Here is a 24,189-nt window from a genome sequence, read left to right on the forward strand (position 1 = left end):
GCCGTGAAAATGGAAAGAAATTTTCAATTATCGTCACCTTATACCCCTAGCGGTGACCAACCCACCGCAATCAAGCAGCTTGTTGAAGGGCTAGAAAACGGGTTAGCGCAACAAACGCTTTTAGGGGCAACGGGCACGGGGAAAACATTCACCATGGCGAATGTAATCCAAGAAGTAAATCGCCCAACATTGTTAATGGCTCATAATAAAACGCTTGCCGCACAGTTATACGGTGAAATGAAAGAATTTTTCCCTAATAACGCTGTTGAATACTTTGTTTCATATTATGACTATTATCAACCAGAAGCTTATGTAGTCAGTTCCGATACGTTTATCGAAAAAGACGCATCAATTAATGAACATATTGAGCAAATGCGCTTGTCTGCCACTAAGGCATTAATGGAGCGTCGAGACGTTATCATCGTTGCATCTGTTTCTGCCATTTATGGATTGGGTGATCCTGAGCTTTACATGAAAATGCTATTGCATTTACGAGTTGGTGATTTAATGGACCAGCGTGTTATTTTACGCCGCCTTGCTGAAATGCAATACACCCGAAACGATATCGACTTTAAGCGTGGCACATACCGTGTTCGCGGTGATGTAATTGACATATTCCCTGCTGATTCAGATAAATTTGGTGTACGAGTTGAGCTTTTTGATGAAGAAATAGAGCGAGTAAGCTTGTTTGATCCTCTAACTGGTGCCATTGAAAAACACACCACACGTGCCACTATTTTCCCTAAAACTCATTATGTAACGCCGAGAGAAAAAATCCTTTCAGCAATAGATGAAATAAAAGTAGAGCTACAAGAACGTAAGAAGCAATTATTAAGTAATAACAAACTTGTTGAAGAACAGCGCATTTCGCAACGTACAATGTTCGATGTTGAAATGATGAACGAGCTTGGATATTGCTCTGGGATTGAAAACTACTCTCGTTATTTGTCTGGACGCGCGCCGGGTGAGCCGCCTCCAACATTAATAGATTATTTTCCTTCGGATGGATTATTAATTATTGATGAGTCGCACGTTACCGTGTCGCAAATAGGTGCCATGTACAAAGGCGACCGCTCGCGTAAGGAAAATTTAGTTGAGTATGGATTCAGGTTACCGTCTGCCCTAGATAATCGTCCGCTTAAATTTGAAGAGTTTGAGACCATTACACCTCAAACTATATATGTATCTGCAACACCCGGTAAGTACGAATTAGAAAAATCATGCGGTGAAGTTGCAGAGCAGGTTGTACGACCCACAGGACTGCTTGACCCAGAGATTGAAGTGCGGCCAGTCGCCACGCAAGTTGATGATTTATTGTCTGAAATATACCAACGCGTAGAACTGAAAGAAAGAATATTAGTAACGACTTTAACCAAACGAATGGCAGAAGACTTAACCGATTACTTGTCTGAGCATGGTGTTAAAGTAAGGTATTTACACTCTGATATCGACACTGTAGAGCGAGTAGAAATTATACGCGATTTAAGGATTGGCGAGTTTGATGTGTTAGTTGGGATAAACTTGTTACGAGAAGGGTTAGATATGCCAGAAGTCTCTTTAGTTGCGATTTTAGATGCAGACAAAGAAGGCTTTTTACGTTCAGATCGTTCTCTTATCCAAACTATCGGCCGTGCTGCTCGAAATCTACGTGGTAAAGCAATTTTATATGGCGATAAGATTACTGGCTCAATGCAGCGGGCAATTGACGAGACCAATCGCCGCCGCGAAATTCAACATGCATATAATGTTAAGCATGGCATTACTCCACAAGCACTTAATAAGAAAGTTACCGATATTATGGATGTGGGTGACGATGAAGTAGATGTAACTTATTTAAACGTTGCAGAATCGAAAACTAAATACGTAATGAAAACGCCTGCAGAGATTGCAGATGAAATAAAAACGTGCGAGAAGCAAATGCTGGAACATGCTAAAAACCTTGAGTTTGAAGAAGCAGCTGCGTTAAGAGATAAGGTAATGCAATTACAGGAAGCACTAAAGCGTGTCTGATTATAATAATATTATAGATAAGTTAAAAAGCACTCCTGTTGAACAGGGTCAATTGAAAAGGTTATTTCATGGTCGCGGGCAAACGTACCCTAATTTAGGGTTTATTAATGTTGATTATTACGGTGAAGGTTGGTTTGTTACTGTGTTTAATGAACTATCCGACGCAGAGTTTACGACACTAGAACAAGCATTAGTAGATTGCCAAGAAGCCAATTTTAGCGAGCAAGTCAGATTTATTGTTATTCAATATCGTCATGGTGTAGAAACAAAAAATAAGTATGTAACGAACACTCTTCTTCAAGTTCCTAAGCTTCCTGTGATAGCGCATGAAAACGGCATTAAATTTATAACTCGCCCCGGAGATGGACAGAATACGGGCGTTTTTCCTGATATGAAAAATGGCCGAGAATGGGTTAAAGAACAAGCCAATAATAAAAATGTGTTAAACCTATTTTCATATACGTGCGGTTTTTCGTTAGCGGCTATTGATGGTGGTGCAAACAATGTTGTTAATGTAGACATGAATAAATCTGCAATGGCGCAAGGGCAAAAAAATCATCACTTAAATGAGCTTGATTCCTCAAAAGCCAAGTTTTTAGCCCATAACATTTTTAAATCGTGGGGCAAAATTAAGAAAGCTGGTCCTTATGAGTTAATTATTATCGATCCACCGAGCTTTCAAAAAGGCAGTTTTATCTTAACGTCAGACTATCAAAAGTTACTTAGAAAAATTCCTGACTTAGCCACGGAAAATGCAGACGTAATGCTATGCGTGAACGCGCCTGAACTTGGCACTGACTTTATACATCAACAGGTTGCTGAGCATTGTCCGACGTTATCTTTTGAACAGCGCTTAGAAAATCATGCTGATTTTCCTGAGTTAGACGATGAAAAAAGCCTAAAAGTGATGTTATATAAGTTTAAGAAACAAGGTTAATGCAGTGAAGAAAATAGTATTAAATGAGCAGCAAAAAGCGTTTTTAATCAGCAAGCTACAAACTTATTTTGAAAATGAACTCGATTATGATTTGGGGCAATTCGACGCTGATTTTCTGCTAGACTTTATTGCTCAGCACTTTGGTGTTTACTATTACAATCAAGGCATAAACGATGCGCAGCAAGTTATTTCGGAAAAAGTAGAGCTTATTAATGATGCTCTGTACGAAATAGAGCAAGTAACACCTGTTTAGTATGGCTAGTATTTTTAGTAGCAAGTAGTGCAATACTAAGTAAGGCTGATAGCCACTGATTACAACAGCTCACGTCTTAACCATTCAACTGCTATTTTTAGGTGTAGGGAAGTGTATAGAATGGCAGTAATTTTTACCCTTCGTTGCAATATGTATACATATATTCTATACCTAACTATACACTAACGTATTGAATTTAAATTGGATTTATATTCAAGATACCGTTAACCTGAATCTACCGATAACGAATAGTGCTTATAAAGCGAGCGTGAATGAAAACATTATTAAATAATTACTTAGAGCGCATTCGTGCCAGCTTTTGGTTTATTCCTACCTTGATGGTCGTATTTTCAGGTTACCTTTCATTTCTATTCATAGATCTAGATAAAACCCGTCAAGGCAACATTACTTTTATCACAAAAATGTTAGGGGAGGTTGGCCCTGAAGGCGCTCGCTCTATCTTAACCATGATTGCAGGTTCAATGATTAATGTCACCAGTGTGGCATTTTCAATTACTATTGTTGCACTTACTTTAGCCTCTTCACAATTTGGTCCTCGATTATTGCGTAACTTTATGACCGACAGAGGAGTGCAATTTGTTCTCGGTACATTTATTTCAACGTTTATTTATTGCCTAATTATTTTGCGAGCAATTCATTTATCTGGTGAGCATTATTTTGTACCAAATTTATCTGTTCTGTTTGGCTTGGTATTAGCAATATTAAGCGTTGGCGTGCTTATTTACTTTATTCATCATGTGTCAGCATCCATTCAAGCTGATAACGTTTGTGAAGATGTGTATAGCGAGCTTACCCATCAAGTGCGTCGAATATTTCCCGCTGCGATTGGCAGTAGCGATTCAGGGCTTAATTTATCGGATGACGAAGTAGAGAGTATTGTTAAAAGTTATGCGGATAATAAATTCGAGATAACGGCACCGCGCAGTGGTTATTTGCAGGCGGTTGATCATGAAAGGCTATTGGCATTTGCAACAGAATACGACTACATAGTTCAACTTGATATCAGTCCAGGCGATTATATTTTTACAGGCTCATGTTTACTTACGGTATGTAGTAAAACGCGAATTGATGCAAAAACTACGAATAACTTGGCTGATTTGTTTTTTATTGGAACACAACGAACACCCGAGCAAGATGCAGAATTTGCTATTAGACAATTAGTGGAAGTGGCTATTCGTGCTTTATCTCCGGGTATTAACGACCCTTATACCGCATTAGGTTGTGTAGACCGCTTAGCTTCTACAATGTGTTATCTTACTGACAAGTCATTTCCTTCCCCCCATCGTTTTGACGATAATAATAAACTAAGAGTGATTGCCAAAACGGTCACTTTTTCTGGCATGTTAAACGAGGCATTCGATCAAGTAAGACAGTACGGAATGACGAGTATTTCAATAATCATAAGGCTGTTAGAAGCGCTTACTGCTATTGCTAAACAAGCTAATACACAAGAACAACGAAGCGCGATTGAGCGACAAGGCAATATGATTTTCCGCGGTAGCCAAGCGAGTGTTAACGAGCCGAACGATTTAGAAGATATTAAACTTCGTTATGATAAGTTAATGGAAGTCTTGTCTAATCATGCCTAGGCCTTCTATATTTAAACAGCTTTACACGCTTCATCAGAGCCTAACATAGTACCTAAATAGATAATGAAGCAGCTAATTTGAGCTGCATAGTGGTGTTTTGTTGCGGGTTAACCTCAGGTTTGTTAGCATTCACGCCATTTTTGCCAAGGTGGTAAAAAAGCGGTAGGGCATTAGCACATATGGTGCTAATTCGGTCAGAGGGTTTAGTACTTTTTTATGTTTAATTTATTAACAAAAACAAGCTCATCAGTTAAAAATGATGTGTTATCGGGTTTAACTGTAGCGTTAGCTTTAGTACCAGAAGCGGTTGCATTTGCCTTTGTTGCAGGTGTTGAGCCTTTGGTTGGTTTATATGCTGCATTTATGATTGGTTTGATTACCTCTATTCTAGGTGGTCGTCCGGGGATGATCTCTGGTGCAACAGGTGCACTTGCTGTGGTTATGGTTGCATTAGTGGCGCAACATGGCGTGCAGTATTTATTTGCTACCGTTGTATTGATGGGGATTCTACAAGTACTGGCAGGCGTGTTTAAACTGGGTAAGTTTATCCGTATTGTGCCGCATCCAGTAATGCTTGGTTTTGTTAATGGATTAGCCATTGTTATATTTTTAGCGCAGTTAGGGCAATTCAAGGTGCCAGATGCCTCTGGCGATTTAGTGTGGATGTCGGGCGAAGCATTGTATTTAATGCTGGGTCTAGTTGCTTTAACCATGGCAATCATTCACTTTCTACCTAAACTTACTACCGCCATTCCATCTTCACTTGTCGCCATTGTAACAGTAACAGCGTTAGTACATTTACTTGGCTTAGACACGCGTACAGTCATTGATTTTGTAAAAACAATGACTAACGATGCTAATGCAACAATCGCTGGAGGGTTACCAAGCTTTATGGTGCCAGATGTGCCATTTAGCCTAGAAACATTAAGAATTATTTTCCCGTATGCGTTAGTGCTGGCAGCAATTGGTTTAATTGAATCGTTATTAACGCTGTCTTTAATTGACGAAATCACAGGCACGCGTGGTCAAAGTAATCGCGAGTGTGTGGGTCAAGGTGTTGCAAACGTTGCTACTGGTTTCTTTGGTGGTATGGGTGGTTGTGCCATGATTGGCCAAAGTATGATCAATATTAACTCTGGTGGTCGTGGACGTTTATCAGGTATATCAGCCGCATTAATGTTGCTAGCCTTTATTCTATTTGGTTCAAGCTTAATAGAGATGATCCCGCTTGCTGCCCTAGTTGGTGTTATGTTTATGGTTGTTCTGGGTACGTTTGAATGGTCAAGCTTCAGAATAATGAACAAAGTGCCTGTGGCTGATGCATTGGTGATTGTACTTGTTTCAAGTGTGACAGTATTTACTGACTTAGCGATTGCAGTATTAGTTGGTGTGGTTGTGTCTGCATTAGTATTTGCTTGGGAACATGCTAAACAAATTTATGCGACTACATTTGTAGACGAGCATGGCTCAAAAGTCTATGAATTACATGGACCGCTTTTCTTTGGTTCGGTGTCTCATTTCTTAGAGTTATTCACGGTTCAGGACGATCCTAAAGACGTTATTGTAGAGTTTAAATACAGTCGTGTTGCCGATCACTCAGCAATAGAAGCCATTGATACCTTAGCAGAGCGCTACACATCGAAAGGTAAAACATTACACATTCGTCATTTAAGTGAAGATTGTTGTAAGTTGCTGAAAAAAGCGGGTGATTTAGTGGAAGTGAATTTTACTGAAGATCCACATTATAAAGTGGTGTCAGATAAATTAGATTAAACAGTTACTTTGCTAAGTAATTAAAAAGCACTTAACGAAAAAATTCGCTAAGTGCTTTTTTTATATCGTCAATAAATCTTTGTTTATTCGACTTTTACTTACCAGCCACACTGACGGCCTTGGTTTTGTTTGTCTAACCAAGTTTTAAGCGGTGCAAAGTAATCAAGAATAGCAGTTGCGTCCATTTCTTTACTACCAGTTAACGCTTCAAGCGCTTCTTGCCACGGACGTGAAGAACCCATCTCAAGCATTGCATTTAATGCTTTACCGGCTTCTTTGCTGTTGTAAATTGAACAGCGATGAACAGGGCCTTCATTACCAGCAATTTTACAAAGTTCGCGATGGAACTGGAATTGTAAAATATGCGCTAAGAAATAACGGGTATAAGGCGTGTTTCCAGGAACGTGATATTTAGCACCCGGATCGAAGTGATTTTCGTTACGCTCTACAGGTGCCATCACACCTTGATATTTTTCACGTAAATTCCACCAAGCTGTGTTGTATTGCTCAGGCGTAATTTCGCCAGAGAATACTTTCCAACGCCATTGGTCAACAAGTAAGCCAAATGGAATGAATGCGACTTTATCCAGAGCCATTTTCATCAATAAGCCTAAGTCTTTAGACTCATCTGGTACTTTGTCTAATAAACCAATTTCTTTTAAATATCCCGGAGTAACCGATAGGGCAATGGTGTCACCAATGGCTTCGTGGAAACCATCGTTAGCACTTTCTTGATAGAAAACAGGCTGGTTTTTGTATGCACGTTGATAAAAGTTGTGACCAAGTTCGTGGTGGATAACTGAAAACTCTTCACCCGTACGTTGAATACACATCTTAATACGTAAGTCGTCTTTTGAATCTAAATCCCATGCTGATGCATGACAAACCACGTCGCGATCTGCAGGTTTCGTAAATAATGAGCGTTCCCAGAATGTATCAGGTAATGGTTCAAACCCTAAAGATGTAAAGAAGCCTTCAGCCCCTTTAACCATTTTTATTTCGTCATAGTTATGCTTTTCAAGCAGGCTTGTTACGTCGTAACCTGGATCTGCATTTTCTGGTGCAGCAATGTCGTAAATATTCCCCCAGGTTTGTGCCCACATATTTCCTAAAAGGTGTGCTGGAATAGGCTTATTTTGAGGCACTTTGTCGGTACCGTATTGCTCGCCCAATTCAGCGCGAACATGACAGTGAAGGGCATCATAAAGTGGCTTCACTTGTCCCCATAGGCGGTCAAGCTCATTGGCAAAGTCATCTGCTGGCATATCGTATTTGGAGCGCCACATTGCACCTGTGTCAGCATAACCAAACTCTTTAGCGCCTTCGTTAGCTAGCTCAACTTGACGTTGATATAAAGGTCGCATTGGCGGAGATACTTGACGCCAACCAGTCCAAATATCTAGTAATTTTTCATAGTCACGAGACGACGCCATGATTTGCGTCATATCGCCAAGGCTTAACGTTTCACCTTTATGGTTGTATTTACCTTTACCGTACATGCCACTTAGGTCGGCAACAATTTTAGACAGTTCAGCGGTTTTTTTAGCGTCTGAAGGGGCAGGGATAGTCAGGGCTAGCTTTAACTTTTCTAGCTTTCTACGCGTATCGTAATCAAGTTCAAGATTATTATATTTTGCAGCTTGATTAGCTAAGTCAACAATGATTGTAGTAAGTTTTTCGTTAATATCAGCAGCTAGTGATGCAGTATCGTCGGTAATAAAGTTTGCATAAATCCATTCTGCACGGCTTGCTTCGTAATATAGATCTGCAAGTTGTTTACCTGCCTTATCAACAAATGCTTTCGCTTCTTTTGCAGTTGGTTGATGATTTAACGCTTCTTTAGATAATTCTGCAGAAGAGGCTGGTTTAGCATTAACCAGCTGTTCACCACAACCACTTAATGCTAACGATGAAATAACCGTTAAAGCAGTAAGTGAGAGCTTGAATGACTTTGTTCTCATTTTTATAAGTCCTATTGTTTAAATTCGCAGCCAGTATATAGCATTCCAGCAAAGAGAAAAATACACAGTATTTGGCATATGTGTGGTAATTTTTGATCATTTTATTCTTACAAAATTCATGGGCTAATGATCATTAGCCGCTAGCATTCTTGAGGATCGCGACTAAATTTATAATGTGCTTAGATGACTTGACATAAACAAGGTTAAAACGTAAATTCAAACACCTGTTTAATACGGTTGTTTTATGCAGCTGTTTGACGTTTGTTTTAAAAGGTAAATAATTGTCGACCAAAGAAAAAATTCTTGATGCAGCTGAAACACTATTTTCGGAGAACGGATTTAGTGATACTTCATTGAGACAAATCACCAGCGAAGCGGGCGTTAACCTTGCTTCAGTTAATTATCACTTCGGCTCTAAAAAAGAGCTTATTCAGCAGGTGCTTGAACGCTATTTATGCGTTGTTATGCCAGCATTAGATGACGAAATTGATAAGCTGCTAGATACCAAAAAAACGCCGAATTTAGACGATGTTTTTTCAGTACACATTCGACCCTTGTTAATGCTTAATGAACTAAAGCCCAATGGTACTCGTATATATTTGAAGCTATTGGGTAGAGGTTATTACGATAGCCAAGGACATCTTCGTAAATATCTATATGCAAATTATGGTAAGCCACTAGATAGATTTATTTCACTCATTCACACCGCATACCCTGAGCTACCAGCAAGCGAAGTCTTCTGGCGCTTGCATTTTACGTTGGGAACTGCTGTTTTCACAATGGCATCAATTGATGCATTGTCAGAAATTTCTACAGCTGATTTTAATCAAGACGTAACCATTAAACACGTGATAGAAAAGGTTATCCCTTTTATATCGTCTGGATTCGCGGCACCGTTTACGCCGCACACTGATCGTTAGTATTACTAAGAGGAAATAACCATGGAGTTTATTTTTATTATTTTGATTGCGCTAGCAATCATACTTGGCGTTGGCAATATACGCCGAAAACTCATAACCGAACCTGTTTTTAAAATCTTCAAAAAAATATTACCCCCTATGTCGACTACTGAACGTGAAGCGATGGAGTCCGGCGATGTATGGTGGGATGGTGACTTATTCCAAGGTAAGCCTGACTGGAAAAAGCTGCATAATTTTCCAAAACCAAAACTTAATGAACGCGAGCAAGCATTTTTAGACAATGAAGTGCAAACGCTGATTAAAATGCTAGACGACTTCAAGATTGTTCAAGAAGAAAAAGATTTACCACAAGAAGTTTGGGATTACATGAAGAAAGAAGGTTTCTTCGCGATGATTATTCCTCAAGCATTTGGTGGGCGAGAATTTTCAGCAATTGCAAACTCCACGATTGTTGCAACTATTGCAACGCGTAGTTTAACGGCCGCTGTAACCGTAATGGTGCCAAACTCGTTAGGGCCAGGTGAATTATTAATGCACTACGGCACACCAGAGCAAAAAGATTTTTGGTTACCACGCTTAGCAGATGGCACTGACGTACCGTGTTTTGCATTAACAGGGCCAGAAGCAGGTTCAGACGCAGGTGGTATTCCAGACAACGGTGTAGTATGTAAAGGTACTCATGAAGGGAAAGAAGTACTTGGTATTAACCTAAATTGGAACAAGCGTTATATTACACTTGCGCCAGTAGCATCAGTGCTGGGGTTAGCATTTAAATTGCAAGATCCAGATGGTTTATTAGGTGATGAAAAAGAGCTGGGCATTACCTGTGCACTTATTCCTACATCGCACAAAGGGGTTGAAGTAGGAGACAGACACTACCCAATGAACATGGCCTTTATGAATGGTACGACTTATGGTCAAGACGTATTTATTCCGCTTGAGTGGATCATTGGTGGTCCTTCATTTGCGGGTAAGGGCTGGAGAATGCTAGTTGAATGTTTGTCAGCTGGACGAGGTATTTCACTTCCTGCACTGAGTGCTGCAACGGGGCATTTAACCAGTAGAATGACAGGTGCTTACACATCAGTGCGTCGTCAATTTGGTATGTCGATTGGTAAGTTCGAGGGCGTTCAGGAAGCAATGGGACGCATTGGTGCAAATACCTATGTATTAGAAGCCATGAGAAGCATGACGGCAGGTGCAATCGATTTAGGCTTAAGCCCATCGGTAATTACTGCTATTGCAAAATATCACATGACTGAAATGGGACGTGACTGTATTAACGACTCTTTGGATATTCATGCTGGTAAAGGTATTCAGCTAGGACCAAAAAACTATTTAGGTCATGGCTACATGGGGATCCCAATTTCAATTACGGTTGAAGGTGCGAATATTCTTACACGTAACTTGATGATATTCGGTCAAGGTGCAACACGTTGTCATCCGTTTGTATTTGATGAAATGGAAGCCGCAGCAAATACAAACTTTAAACAAGGTTTAAAGTCGTTTGACTCGCTGCTTGTTAAGCATGTGAAGTACGCAGCTGGAAATGCGTTTAGCAGCTTATTCCAAGGTTTAACGGATGCTAAATTTAACGATTCGCCAGTTTCAGGTGAAACCAGCTCATACTATAAGCAGTTAACACGAATGAGCCGAGCGTTAGCTTTTACGTCAGATATTTCAATGTTAATTTTAGGCGGTGACCTAAAACGTAAAGAAATGATATCTGCGCGTTTAGGCGATGTGCTCAGTCAACTATACATTGCTTCTACCGTGCTTAAACGTTTTGAAGATGATGGACACCAAGCGTCTGATTTACCATATGTACATTATGCGCTGCAGCGTTGCTTATTCTTAACTGGTGAAGCGTTTAGTGGTTTCTTTGAAAACTTCCCTAACCGTGTTGTTGCTAATCTATTAAAAGTGATGATCTTCCCGTTCGGTATTAATTACAAAATGCCAAAAGATGATTTATCAATTGCAATGTGCGATTCAATGACGACGCCAGGCGTGATGCGCGATCGTTTAACTCACCTTTGTTATGTGGGTGAAAGTGAAGATGATTTAACAGGTCATATGGAACATGCATTTATTGCTATGTCTGAAGCCGATGACATTTTCAGAAAGATCACGAAAGCGCAAAAAGCGGGCGAGATGAAACGTAAATTGCCGCTTAAAGATGCAATTAGCATTGCCAAAGAGAAAGGCATTATCACAGAAGATGAGGCAACACAGCTGAAGCACGCTGAGAAGCTTCGCTGGGAAGCTATTAATGTTGATAGCTTCGCTCCGGATGTGTTTAAGTCAATGGCACTAAATTTTGATAAAGACGTTGCCTAAATGAAGATTAAAAACACATAGTTTTTAATTACTACCTCAAGAAAAGCTGAAGTTATTCAGCTTTTCTTGTTTTTTGAGCCACTAACTTGCCTAGTGGTGCTTTCCAAGCTTCTTAAATTCATGTATTTTCGTTAACCATAAAATACTAACGAATGTAGTAAATCATCATTATGGGACCAGTAATGCTCGACTTGGTTGGCGTAACGCTAACCGAAGAAGAAAAGGAAATACTCGATCACCCACTTGTCGGTGGTGTGATTCTTTTTACTAGAAACTATGAATCTCGTGAACAAATTCAGAAACTTATTGCGGATATCCGCCAAAGTTCACGAAATCAAATCCTAATTGCAGTGGATCACGAAGGTGGTCGGGTGCAGCGATTCCGCCACGGCTTTACGCATATTCCTGCGATGGGCGATATTTACCCGTACTGTGACGGCAATATTGAAAAAGCGGCCCAGTTAAGTGAAAAAATGGGTTGGTTAATGGCCTCAGAAGCGTTGGCCGTTGGCATTGATATTAGCTTCGCGCCTGTATTAGATGTGTGGGGGATCAGTGAAGTTATTGGCGACCGTAGCTTCCATGCTTCGCCAGATATAATTGTACCTATGGCTGCTGGTTTTATTAAAGGCATGCGAAGAGCTGGCATGAAAGTAACGGGTAAGCACTTTCCCGGCCATGGCAGCGTTAAAGAAGACTCGCACATTGCTATTCCAGTGGATGGCCGTGAAAAAGAGCGCATTTTTAACCACGATATGAAAGTGTTTGGTCAACTAATTGAGCAGCAGTTAATTGATGCAATTATGCCCGCACATGTGATTTACCCTTCAATCGACAGTAAACCAGCCGGTTTCTCTAAACGTTGGATAAATGGGATTTTAAGAACGGATCTTAATTTTGACGGCGTTGTGTTTAGCGATGATTTGGCCATGAAAGGCGCTACAACAATCGGTAGCTTTGAAGACCGAGCCACTGCTGCGCTTAATGCTGGCTGTGATATGGTGCTGGTATGTAATGATCGAAACGGTGCCATTGAAGTGCTAGATAGGCTGGATGCTGATCACTTTGTTGAGAACGGAGTGAAATTAACGGAATTAGCAGGACGACTAGCATTAAACTTTGACGATTTATCACAAAGTGAGTTATGGCAAGAGGCTGTAGCGTTGGCAGGTGATATCGCCAATACTGAAAAAGTTGTTAGCACTAATAGTTAGGTCTTTTAATGGAAGTAAAAATAAAACACTTAGTAATAGCGCCTGTATTGGCGCTATTCCTTTTTATAGCACTCACCTATTTATCACCATGGCAGCATAACGTAATTATTACTGCCAGCCTCACGTTTTTTATTGCCTATTTATGGGTAACAGAAGCCCTACCTATTCCTGTTACCTCACTGATACCATTCTTTGCATTTCCAATTGCGGGTGTTATCAATCATAAAGAGGCTGCCTCTGCGCTGGGTTCGCACGTTATTTTATTATTAATGGGCGCATTCATGTTGGCTAAAGCTATTGAAAAAAGCAAAGTACATGAACGAATTGCATTAGGCATGGTCAGTTTCATTGGTAGTAGCAGCGCATTTAAATTAATTTTTGCGTTTATGGCGAGCGCCGCAGTGTTGTCAATGTGGATCTCTAATACCGCCACCGTGCTTGCTTTATTACCCGTTGCAATCGCAGTAACACAAGCGTCAGCCGACAAAAAGTTTAAAATAGCTTTGTTGCTCGGATTAGCTTATTCAGCATCGCTAGGCGGGGTAGGAACACTCATTGGTACACCACCGAATGTGATTTTTGCATCTGTATATGAAGAATTCGCACATCAAGAATTTAACTTTTTACAATGGATGAAAACCGGCATACCGATCATCTTATTGGCTATTCCGCTAATGGCGTGGTGGTTATCTCGGGGCGTAACGCTAAACGAAAAAATTCATTTACCAAAAGTTGGAGTATGGCGTACAGAAGAAGTACGTGCATTGTTGGTGTTTGGGTTTATCGCCATGTTATGGGTATTTAGGAAAGCGCCATTTGGTGGCTGGAGCGGCTTATTTGATCTGAAAATGGTGGGTGATTCATCCATTGCATTGTTCGGCGTAGTGCTAATGTTCTTAGTGAATAATGGTAAACAGCGAGTGATTGATAGTAATCCATCAAAAACAGTGAATGATAAGCTGCTAGACTGGAAAACTGCGAGTGATATTCCGTGGGGAATGTTACTACTATTTGCTGGTGGAATATGTATTGCGAAAGCATTTGTAGCAAGCGGTTTAAGTGAGATTATCGGCCAGCAACTAAGTTCATTTACCCAGTTACCAACGCTGTTACTTTTGTTTGCGCTGTGTATTAGTGTGTCATTTTTAACAGAGATAACCTCAAATACCGCTACTGCAACACTTTTAATGCCAATTTTAGCCAGCGCTGCTATTGGTGCCAATTTACCTATTGAGTTATTGATGATCCCTGCCGTTATAAGTTGTAGCTGCGCATTTTGTTTACCCGTTGCAACCGCACCAAATTCGATAGTATTTGCGAGCGGTGAAGTAACCATTGCGGATATGGCAAGACAGGGTATTGCACTTAACGTGATCGTTGCCGTAGTAACAACAACAGTATGCTACTTTACTTTGTTATAAGGGCTTAATGCTAATTAAATGTACAGGAGTATATCAGTGAGTCACTACAATGAAGCTAACCCATTAGTGGTTAGAAAAGCACAGCCGCAAGATGTAGAACAAATACTTATTTTTATTAAACAACTTGCTGAATATGAAAAAATGAGCAAGGACGTAGTAGCCACTACTGAAAAGCTTACTACAACGTTGTTTTCAGATACGCCTTTTGCTGAAGTTATTATTGCAGAATATGAAGGTAAGCCAGCTGGCTTCGCTTTGTTTTTTCATACCTACTCAACATTTCTGGCAAAGCCAGGTATATATTTAGAGGATTTGTATGTTGATGAGGCTTATCGAGGAAAAGGTATAGGTAAAGAGCTGTTAGCTCAGCTTGCAAATATCAGTATTGAAAGAAACTGTGGTAGATTAGAGTGGAGTGTGCTGGACTGGAATACGCCAGCTATCGATTTTTATAAGTCGTTAGGTGCAAATGTGTTGAATGAATGGCTTACTAATAGGTTAGATGGACAGAATCTTAATCACGTTGCAGCTATGTGTAAGGCAAAGATAACCTAATGAATTTAAAGTGTTTTACATTGTTCGGTGTTGCTTTTATTAAGTAGCGTAAGGCAAGGTTGGATGATTGAATTTATTAAATTCGAGTAGTACATGAATAAATTTACGTCAAAAGTTTCAGCTTGTATTGAGAAGTTATTACCAGTATTTGGTACTGACGAATATGAAGATGTTTTTGCTCTTGTTGCGGGCGAGTTGACCGTGGGTGAACAGCACCTAGTTCATCATGAAGTACAACGACTAAAAGAGCCTTGCCAGCGAATCATCGATCTTCGTGAAGAAGTAAAAGGCGAGTGCCGTAAATTTGTATATGAAGGCCGTGTGCACTACATGGACCCGATCGCAATTGAAGTATTTAAAAAGGGATTAGAAAAGTACGGTGATTACTGTTTAGGTGTGTGGGATGAAGTCCATAATACTGAGAATAATTACCGAGTCATTGAGCGAAAACGCAAAGAAGCACTGGCTCAAGCCTTAGCATTTGAAAACTTAAGAAAAGCACAAAAGTTACAAGATCTACTGTTGCAGCAGCAAGATTTTAATGAAGATCATTATCCATCATTTTTATTAGAGTTCGGTGCCTACTTAAGCCGACACGAAGAGCGAATGAACTTTGCGGTAGAAGCAAAGGTTAAACTATCAAAAAAAGTTACCATTGACGCGACAACCCGAGATATTTCAGTAAATGGACTAAAGCTACGTATCACAGCCGCTCACGAAATAAATAAAGGTGATAAAGTTACCGTTACGCTATTAGGGTTAAATAAAGAATACAACCTTGCTTGCCCAGAGGGTATTGAATACGAAGTAAAGCAAGTGCTTTTTGTAGATGGTGCAATTTGGCTGGGACTAGAAAGAACGTTCAGTGAGACTGACGATTTATTTACCGACTATATTAAGGGCTTTATTAAAGGTAATAAAAAGGTCTATAAAGTAGATTTAGAAAATGTGATTGATGCAGTGCTCAAAAAAGGCTATGAACAAGCGTTTTTTGCCCGAACACACTCGTTACCAATCTTTATTACCACTCACCCTGATAATGAGTTTCAAGCCTCGTTTGCACTGACTTCAGGTTATGCCGAAAATACATTACGTTATTGGAAAGATAAAAACTCTAGAATATTACTAGAAGATCTCCTCACACCAAGCTGGCTAAAAACTTTTATTAAGACCAATAAAACAGAATGCACTTTGTTTAGTTTCAGTGTTCAAGGCAAGTTAGGTGTAAGACGTTATGCAGCGTTTTCTACCCAGTTGGAAAGCAATACTGCACTTAAAAATGTTTTTTGTAGCGTTGGGGCAAAAAAAGAAAGTTGGAAAACGTTCAAGATACAACTTATTTCATTATCGCCAGAAGATTTAAAAACCAGATTTAAGCTTCCGCAAGTTGATGGTGATAAAAAGGATAAGGCTAGTTTAGCGGATAGCATGATGGGATTTGTTGAAAATATTTCTCATTGTGTACTTATTAGTGATGTTACTGATAAAGCAGCGGCAAAAATCTATGCCAGCAAACCGTATGATAAAACTAAAGTTAAGTTATTAGCGGAACATGAAGTAGCTGCTAAACAGGTTGAATATAAACTAAAAAATATTCCAATTGGACTTGAAGAATTACGCAAAGAGCCTAGATACGTATACAAAACAAAAGCCATTATACAGGCTGGTAACAACAAGTTAGTGGCTACTACTTTAGATTTTTCCACGCAAGGTGTTAAATTAGAGGCGGGTAGCACCATTCCTTTAAATAAAGGGGACACACTGCACTTATCCTTTCCGTTATTACAAAAAATCACAAAAAAGCATCAGCTAGCAAATTTACCTTATGAGATAGTAGGGTTTGATAAAAATAAACGCATCGTTTTTACCAAATCGATAGATACTGAAAACCATCAAGGCTCCAGCTTCTTTCATGATTTAATTGTTAAAAATCAAAATAAATTAAATATTGCGCAAGAGAGCGACAAAATTAGAGCGCTTTCTGTATTATTGAAAAGCATATATCAAAAAGCATTAGTTACAGTTCCTTTCTTTATTCACAATATCAATAAACAGTGCCGTTTAAATAAAATGATTGTCGCAAAAAATACGCCGCAATTATTGCATCAATTCGACTCAGATAAAATGTTGGGACAACTGAATTTAAAACCGTTAATTGATAATGAATCGTTTAGCCAATTTATTAATCAGTTCAACAAGATTGTTAGTTTTGAGCAGAACTATACCTTCATTGATATGTATTTTTCACTAGCGGATGATGGCAACAATTTACAAATTAGCTCTCAGCGTGACTTAAGCACATTAAGCGCTCGCAAAATGTTTGTTGATAGTGCATTACGAAAAGGGCAATTCCATTGTTGGCGCTTTTTTACAAGCCCAGTAAGTAAAGTTGAGCTAAACAATATAACCAATGAGTTACACTATATCAGCCAATACGCGCATTATAAGTCAGCAGAATTAAACGATATCTTGTCTCATATAGCGGCTGTAGGTGAAGTTGTCGACATTAGTCAGCAGGTTATTGACTACTTAGGCATTAACACGGCGGAGATCATGAAAGTCGACAGTCACAGCTCAACAGATAAAGCGGCACCGGTAGAAGATGATGAGTTTGGTGGCATTCCTGGTTAATTAAATTAAAACGTTGAAAGTTAATAATTCTGACTCGTTAATAATCGCTGAGTATATTTATGCTGGGGGCATGCGAATACAGTTTCAGTCACGCCTTGTTCAATCGTTTCACCTTCGTGCAACACGAGTACCTTATCGCTAATATGTTTTACTAAGCCAAGTTGATGAGTGACGAGTATATAGGAAAGGTTTTTTTTCTCTTGTAAGTCCAACAGTAAGTTAATAATTTGAGCACGTACAGATGGGTCAAGCGATGCAAGGGCTTCATCTAGTACTAGCACTTGTGGATCTAAAATGAGTGCTCGTGCTAGTGCAACACGTTGAAGTTGCCCTCCTGAAAACATGTGAGGGTAGAAGGTGCGGTGATCACTTAGCAGGCCAACCGTTAATAGGGTTTCTTTTATTTTTTCTTTACGCTCAACAGCGTTTAATTTGGTGTTTAGCTTTAATACTTCTGATAGCGTTTTGCCTACCGTTAAACTTGGGTTCAGTGATTTATTTGCGTCTTGAAAGATTAATCTTATATTTCTTGCCCATTTTGCGCGTTTAGACGAGCTAAGGGCTTTCCCTTCAAGAAAAACGTCACCAGAGGTTGGTTTGTCGGCACCAGAAATGATTTTAGCTAAAGAACTTTTACCTGAGCCAGTTTCACCCACTATGGCAATGGTTTCGCCTTTTTCTAATACAAAGCTGGTAGGTAAAACCGCTTTAACGACTTTTTTGTTAAGAAACCCTTTACTGTAATAGTAATCTTTAGAAAGCGATTTAACTTCAAGAAAATGATTCATTTAACTTTCTTCTTAGAAACTATGTTCTGATTAAGTGGAAAATGACAGCTCACATAATGATTTTGAATCTTACGCATGCTTGGTGTTTCCACACATGTTTTTTGTGCTTGTGGACAACGAGGCCCTAAACGGCAGCCAATAGGTAAATGTTGTAATGTTGGTATAGTGCCTTTCAGTGTATAAAGTCTGCTTTTGTGTTCAATATTTTTGCGAAAGTCAGGCACGCTTTTAATCAGTGCTTGGGTATAAGGGTGAAAAGGCTGATTAAATATTTGCTCTGTAGTGCCGGATTCAACCAACTGCCCACAATATAAAACGCTTATTGAGTGTGTCCAACTGGTAATCGTTTCTAAATCATGGCTGATTAAAATAATAGACATATTCTTCAGTTGGTTAAGGCTCTTTAGTAATCTGAAAATTTGCGCCTGTGTCGCACTTTCTAGCGCAGTTGTAGGTTCGTCTGCAATAAGTAGTTTCGGCTTTTTAGCGATTGCGATAGCAATCATTATTTTTTGACACACACCTTCAGATAGTTCATGTGGGTAGGAGCGAATAACTTCAACATGATTCTTAATGCCCACTTTGTGGAGCAGCGCTTCTGTTTTCTTTTTTCGGTATGCTTTGCGCCCTAAATAGCTACATTCACCATCAGATACTGGAATGGCTTCTTCTAATTGTTCACCAACCAGTGCAGTAGGATCAAGACAGCGACTCGGCTCTTGATAAATCATTGCGACATCGCGGCTGATTATTTCTCTGCGCTTTTCTGGCGTTAAGTGCATTAAATCTTCACCTTGCCAGTGTAACCTGTCTGCGGTTACATCCCAACGTTGGTTTAGCACACCTACAATGGCTTTAGCAATTAAGCTTTTGCCTGAACCTGACTCGCCAACTAGCCCTCTCACTTCGCCTTCTTTAAGTGAAAAGTTTACTTTATCAACTGCTCGGATAGACCCTTCAGGGGTTTTCAGTTCAATAGTAAGGTTTCGTATATCTAATAACAGCATTAACTTTCTCTTCTGCGCTTTAACGCATCTCTTAAGCCATCACCTACTAAATTTGTAGAGAATACACTGATGAAAATCATAATGCCGGGCAGTGCTACAGTCCAAGGCGCAATGGATAATAAATCTAAACTGTCAGCAAGCATTGCTCCCCATTCAGAAAGAGGTGGATGCGCGCCTAAACCTAAAAAGCCAAGCGCGGTAATGTCAAGTATGGCAGATGAAATAGCCATGGTTGCAACGATGACCAGTGTTTCAAAAATATTAGGGAAAATACCCACGAACAAGACTTTTAATGGAGACGCACCGTCCATTTTATAAGCGGTAACATAGTCTTTTTGTAGCTCTTCTTGCACACTATTTCTGATTGAATGAATAAATTGTGGCAATAATGCAAGGATGACAGCCCATACGGTATTCAGCAGGCCGGGGCCAAGAATCGCGACAATGATAATTGCGATCAATAAAGACGGGATTGATAATGCAATATCTAATATATGGTTTAGAAAGCTGGATTTAACCCCTTTACTCAAACCTGCTAAGGAACCTAATATTAGGCCAATTATCATTGCACACAGTACCGATAAGATACTTAACCCGAACGTGTAACTTGTACCAACTAATAGTCTTGAAAAGATATCACGGCCTAAATCATCCGTGCCAAATAAGTAGTTAACTTGCCCGTTTACGACCCAAGAAGGTGGCATAAGCAAGATATCACTGTTGTTAGCATTAGGATCGTAGGGTGAAATGACAGGCGCCCAAATAGCAATAAGCAGTAGTAGCGTGAAACACCATAAGCCTAATAGTGCTAAATGATTTTTCTTAAAATTATTCCATAATTGCTCGAATGGAGAGAGGTTATATTCTTCGTAATAAAGCTTAAATTTAGCCATGGTTACGCTTCCGTGTTAGCGGGTTCAAGATAGAATGAACACTATCAGCAAGAATTGAAGCAATAATGACGAATGATGAAACAGCCAATAGACCCCCTTGTATAGCAGGAAAGTCTCGCTGATAAATGCTATCAACCAGCCAACGGCCAATGCCCGGCCACGAGAATATTACTTCAGTTAACATCGCCAAAGTGATTAGCGTACTGAATTGTAAGCCAATTTGGCGGATCACGGGCAGTAAAGCGTTACGCAAGCCATGCCTAAATAAAACCTGCATACGAGACAAGCCTTTTGCTCTGGCCGTTTTAATGTATTGTGTTTCCAACACTTCTAGCATGGAGTCTCGAGTAAACCTTATCAATACGGTGGTAGGGAAGGTGGCAAGAATAACCGTTGGTAATAACAAATGTTTAAGTGCATCCAGCAATGCTTCATGTCGATAACCAACATCGGCTAATAATATGTCGGGTATCATAAATCCTGTTTTTGCCGGAATTTCATAAAGTAGGGATATTCTGCCAGACATAGGTAGCCAGCCTAAATGTAAGCAAAAGAGCATAATAAGCAGTAAAGCCCACCAGAAAATAGGCATGGAATAGCCTATTAGCGTAGAGTATTTAATCAAATAATCGGGAAACTTATTGTGCTTGGATGCAGCAATAATACCGATTGGTACTCCTACAAACATCGACACTAACAAGGCATAAAACGAAAGTTCGAAGGTTGCAGGTAAAAAACGCAAGATCTCATCAAAAACAGGGGTTTGACTACTAAAAGATAAACCTAAGTCCCCATTTAATACGTGACCCAAGTAAGTAAAATATTGTGTAATGACCGAGTCGTTAATGTTGTACTTTTGCTCCAAAAACTCGATATCGGCGTATTCAATGGTTTGGTACCCACTTAAATTACTTAGTGGTTCACCCGGAAATAAATAGCTAAGCGAAAAAGCAAACACGGTAATTGAGAATACGACAAAAAAGAATAGGAAAATACGGCGTAAAATATAATAAGCCATTATTTCTTCCTTACTTGTTCGAAAGATAAACCACCATAGGGTGAAATCGTTAACCCTTCGATATCTGATTGTTGCGCTTGAAAGCGTAATGAGTGCGCGATGCTGTAAAGGGGCAACTCGTCAGCTAAAATTTCTTGGGCCTGATAGTAAAGGGCAGTGCGCTCATCTAAATCAGTGGTTGTGCGTGCTTTTACTAGTAAGTTATCAAACTCTTCATGACACCAGCCACTGCGATTACTCCCAGTGATGGCAGCCGCACAGCTTAACAGTGGACTAAAAAAATTATCGGGATCTGGATTATCAGCAGACCAGCCGATTAATACAGAATCGTGTTGATTTTCAGCAAGTTTACGGCGAAACGTACTCCACTCGTAATTAACAATATTGGCAGTAATGCCAATTTTATTTAAGTCTGCCTGAATTAACTCGGCCATTTTGGTGGCGTTAGGGTTATAAACACGCTGCACGGGCATGGCCCAAATGTCCATGGTAAAGCCGTCTTCTAATCCCGCTTTTTTAAGTAAATTTCTAGCTTTATCCGGATCGTAGTAATAGTCGCTTAAGGTGTTTTTAAACGCCCATGAGCTTGGCGGTAATATTGAATTAGCATACTGAGCTTGCCCATAATAAACCGCTTGTAAAATAGCATCTTTATCGATGCCATATGCTAGCGCTTTGCGAACCAGCGGATTACTAAATGGTGCTTTAGAGGTATTGAATGCCCAGAAGCCTACATTCAAATTGGCTTCGCGCTGTACAGTTATCTCTTCATTTAATTCAAGTAATGAAAGTTGCGAGTGAACTGGGTAAGCAACCACATCACATTCTTTGGTGAGTAGCTTTGCCATGCGATTACTGGTTTGAACGGTAATGTCGAATACCAGCTGGCTTAGAAAAACATTATTCTTCCAATATTTTTCGTGATCGTAAAACCGCACCAATACATTAGGTTTATATTCTTTAAACTTGAACGGGCCTGTGCCAATAGGGTAACTGTCCAGCAATTCTGGCTGCTCAATTTCCAGTAAATGATCGGCATATTCTTTTGAAAGAAGCACCGCAAAATCAGTAGATAAGTTAGATAAAAAAGTGTTATCTGGTCGGTATAGTTCAAAGACTACGGTGTAGTCATCAATTTTTTTAATATTTGAAACAAGCGCTGCAAATCGCACACTTTGGAAAAATGGGTAATTACCGCCATTTACGTAATGGTACTCGTTGTAATTATCTAAAATCCGATTAAATGAAAAGATAACATCGTCGGCGTTAAATTTTCTTGTAGGGGTAAAATAGTCGGTTGAATGGAATTCGACGTCATCGCGTAAAAAGAATGTGTAGCGGGTACCATCTGCCGAAACGTCCCACCGTTCAGCCAGTTCAGGATTAAAGCGACCACTGACGGGGGCCAAACCAATTAATCGATTATAAAGCTGATGAGCGATAATATCGATTGTGGTGCCAGAAGTAACTAGCTGCGGGTTGAAGGTTTCTGGTGTACCTTCAGAACAATAAATTAGCCCGTTTTTATCTATAGAGTCTTTATGAGAAGAGGGAGTGCACGCTGTTCCACACAGTAAAACAGCGAGCATTGTAAAAAAATTAAACTTCATCAAGCCTCTTCTTTTTGGTCATTTTCAAGCAAATTGTATTTTTTAAGATAACCACGTAATTGATGGTAGGTTAAATTTAAATTTTCAGCTGTCTTTTTCTGGTTAAATTGACTGTGTGCCAGTGCATTTTGTATCAATTCAATTTCATAATCACATGATAACTGTTTAAGATCGATAGGGAAACTGCTAGTTAAATTTGCTCTTGATAAACTTGCAGATTGATTATTATTTGTAGACGCGTCAGCGTGATTTTCCACAGCATTATTTTGCTGGCCGCTAACATTAGAAGGTGATGCGGCGGACGGGTTTGATTGAACCCTATCTTGAGTTTTTACTCGGCCAGTAGGCCTAAATTTAGAATCAAAGGGGTCAACAATAATTTCGTGTACAGGAACGTGGGGGTTATTACTACGATATACACTTCGCTCAACCACATTTTTTAATTCACGAATATTACCTGGCCAATCGTAATTTAGTAGCACCTCTTTTGCTTTACGACTAAAGCCACTAAATAACTCCCACTCTAAGTCCCTAGCCATATTAATCGCAAAATGTTCCGCTAAAAGCAATATATCATCTTGGCGCTCGCGCAGAGGTGGTAGTGTTATTACGTCAAATGCTAGTCGATCAAGTAAGTCAGAACGAAATTCGCCAATGTCTGCTAAATAAGGTAAATCTTCGTTAGTTGCACAGACTAAACGTGCATCTGAACGAACCGTTTTGTTTCCGCCTACGCGTTCAAATTCACCATATTCAATGACCCGCAATAACTTTTCTTGAATAAGGCCGGAGGTATTCGCTAATTCATCTAAAAATAATGTGCCGCCGTCAGCCCGTTCAAAGCGGCCTTCGTGTTTTTTTCCTGCACCGGTAAATGCGCCAGACTCATGACCAAATAGCTCAGACTCTAATAAGTTCTCATTTAGTGCAGCACAGTTGAGTTTTACGTAGTTCTTATCCCAACGTTGAGATAAATAATGAAGACGAGCAGCAATTAACTCTTTACCAGTACCTCGTTCACCAATAATTAAAACGGGTTTATCCAACGGAGCGATTTGAGATATTTGCTCTAATACTTCTAAGAAACTATTCGACTGCCCAAGTAAGTTGTCTTGTTGGCGAAATCTACTCATGTGCTTTCCATAACTAATTAGCGAAAATGACTAATAAGTAGTGTATTTTATAAATCAAATAACTTAAAGTATTTTTATTATTTCTTTAAAACTCAATAAAATCATGGTTTTATAT

The 24,189-nt window shown here is 39.6% G+C and carries 18 protein-coding genes; 11 read left to right on the top strand and 7 right to left on the bottom strand.

What is annotated here, in order from left to right; genetic code table 11:
• The first annotated feature begins 9 nt into the window (after positions 1–9).
• The 5 genes from uvrB (at position 10) to HUU81_RS06970 (ending at position 6,583) form a co-directional block, all read left to right on the top strand.
• Positions 10–2,010: an excinuclease ABC subunit UvrB gene (gene uvrB / locus HUU81_RS06950; protein ID WP_199611508.1), complete on the top strand. Its 2,001-nt coding sequence runs from the start codon at positions 10–12 to the stop codon at positions 2,008–2,010.
• Positions 2,003–2,947, top strand: a complete 945-nt coding sequence (locus HUU81_RS06955; RefSeq protein ID WP_199611509.1) for a class I SAM-dependent methyltransferase — start codon at positions 2,003–2,005, stop codon at positions 2,945–2,947. Before uvrB ends, HUU81_RS06955 begins: the two co-directional genes overlap by 8 nt.
• Before the next feature lie 4 nt (positions 2,948–2,951).
• Complete coding sequence (locus tag HUU81_RS06960; protein WP_199611510.1) at positions 2,952–3,200, top strand: DUF2164 domain-containing protein; 249 nt, start codon at positions 2,952–2,954, stop codon at positions 3,198–3,200.
• A 272-nt stretch (positions 3,201–3,472) separates the two neighbouring features.
• On the top strand, positions 3,473–4,810 hold the full coding sequence (locus tag HUU81_RS06965) for a DUF2254 domain-containing protein (protein ID WP_199611511.1): 1,338 nt from the start codon (positions 3,473–3,475) through the stop codon (positions 4,808–4,810).
• A gap of 216 nt (positions 4,811–5,026) precedes the next feature.
• Positions 5,027–6,583, top strand: coding sequence for a SulP family inorganic anion transporter (locus tag HUU81_RS06970; protein ID WP_199611512.1), 1,557 nt, complete (start codon positions 5,027–5,029; stop codon positions 6,581–6,583).
• A 98-nt stretch (positions 6,584–6,681) separates the two neighbouring features.
• Here the strand turns inward: HUU81_RS06970 and HUU81_RS06975 are convergent, their stop codons facing one another.
• Positions 6,682–8,544 (bottom strand): M2 family metallopeptidase, encoded by a 1,863-nt coding sequence (locus HUU81_RS06975; protein ID WP_199611513.1) that lies wholly within the window; start codon positions 8,542–8,544, stop codon positions 6,682–6,684.
• Between the two features lie 281 nt (positions 8,545–8,825).
• On the opposite strand from HUU81_RS06975, the gene HUU81_RS06980 reads away from it, so the two are divergent.
• From HUU81_RS06980 to HUU81_RS07005, 6 genes are all read left to right on the top strand, one after another.
• On the top strand, positions 8,826–9,464 hold the full coding sequence (locus HUU81_RS06980; RefSeq protein WP_199611514.1) for a TetR/AcrR family transcriptional regulator: 639 nt from the start codon (positions 8,826–8,828) through the stop codon (positions 9,462–9,464).
• 21 nt (positions 9,465–9,485) lie between these two features.
• On the top strand, positions 9,486–11,804 hold the full coding sequence (locus HUU81_RS06985) for an acyl-CoA dehydrogenase (protein WP_199611515.1): 2,319 nt from the start codon (positions 9,486–9,488) through the stop codon (positions 11,802–11,804).
• A gap of 170 nt (positions 11,805–11,974) precedes the next feature.
• Complete coding sequence (gene nagZ / locus HUU81_RS06990) at positions 11,975–13,018, top strand: beta-N-acetylhexosaminidase (RefSeq protein ID WP_233520591.1); 1,044 nt, start codon at positions 11,975–11,977, stop codon at positions 13,016–13,018.
• An 8-nt stretch (positions 13,019–13,026) separates the two neighbouring features.
• Complete coding sequence (locus HUU81_RS06995) at positions 13,027–14,439, top strand: SLC13 family permease (RefSeq protein WP_199611516.1); 1,413 nt, start codon at positions 13,027–13,029, stop codon at positions 14,437–14,439.
• Positions 14,440–14,475: 36 nt separating this feature from the next.
• Positions 14,476–14,994, top strand: a complete 519-nt coding sequence (locus HUU81_RS07000) for a GNAT family N-acetyltransferase (RefSeq protein WP_233520592.1) — start codon at positions 14,476–14,478, stop codon at positions 14,992–14,994.
• 93 nt (positions 14,995–15,087) lie between these two features.
• Positions 15,088–17,625, top strand: coding sequence for a PilZ domain-containing protein (locus HUU81_RS07005; RefSeq protein ID WP_199611518.1), 2,538 nt, complete (start codon positions 15,088–15,090; stop codon positions 17,623–17,625).
• A 20-nt stretch (positions 17,626–17,645) separates the two neighbouring features.
• On the opposite strand, the gene HUU81_RS07010 is transcribed toward HUU81_RS07005, so the two are convergent.
• The 6 genes from HUU81_RS07010 to pspF are packed head-to-tail and all read right to left on the bottom strand — an operon-like array spanning position 17,646 to position 24,074.
• Positions 17,646–18,413, bottom strand: coding sequence for an ATP-binding cassette domain-containing protein (locus HUU81_RS07010; protein ID WP_199611519.1), 768 nt, complete (start codon positions 18,411–18,413; stop codon positions 17,646–17,648).
• A complete protein-coding gene (locus HUU81_RS07015; RefSeq protein ID WP_199611520.1) occupies positions 18,410–19,420 on the bottom strand; it encodes a peptide ABC transporter ATP-binding protein in 1,011 nt (336 codons plus the stop codon). Before HUU81_RS07015 ends, HUU81_RS07010 begins: the two co-directional genes overlap by 4 nt.
• A complete protein-coding gene (locus HUU81_RS07020; protein ID WP_199611521.1) occupies positions 19,420–20,313 on the bottom strand; it encodes an ABC transporter permease subunit in 894 nt (297 codons plus the stop codon). The genes HUU81_RS07015 and HUU81_RS07020 overlap by 1 nt, the downstream gene beginning before the upstream one ends.
• Positions 20,306–21,334, bottom strand: coding sequence for an ABC transporter permease (locus HUU81_RS07025; RefSeq protein ID WP_199611988.1), 1,029 nt, complete (start codon positions 21,332–21,334; stop codon positions 20,306–20,308). The genes HUU81_RS07020 and HUU81_RS07025 overlap by 8 nt, the downstream gene beginning before the upstream one ends.
• Complete coding sequence (sapA, locus tag HUU81_RS07030) at positions 21,331–22,941, bottom strand: ABC transporter substrate-binding protein SapA (RefSeq protein WP_199611522.1); 1,611 nt, start codon at positions 22,939–22,941, stop codon at positions 21,331–21,333. The genes HUU81_RS07025 and sapA overlap by 4 nt, the downstream gene beginning before the upstream one ends.
• On the bottom strand, positions 22,941–24,074 hold the full coding sequence (gene pspF / locus HUU81_RS07035; protein WP_199611523.1) for a phage shock protein operon transcriptional activator: 1,134 nt from the start codon (positions 24,072–24,074) through the stop codon (positions 22,941–22,943). The genes sapA and pspF overlap by 1 nt, the downstream gene beginning before the upstream one ends.
• Between the last annotated feature and the right edge of the window lie 115 nt (positions 24,075–24,189).

The organism is Flocculibacter collagenilyticus (assembly GCF_016469335.1).
Classification (GTDB): Bacteria; Pseudomonadota; Gammaproteobacteria; order Enterobacterales; family Alteromonadaceae; genus Flocculibacter; species Flocculibacter collagenilyticus.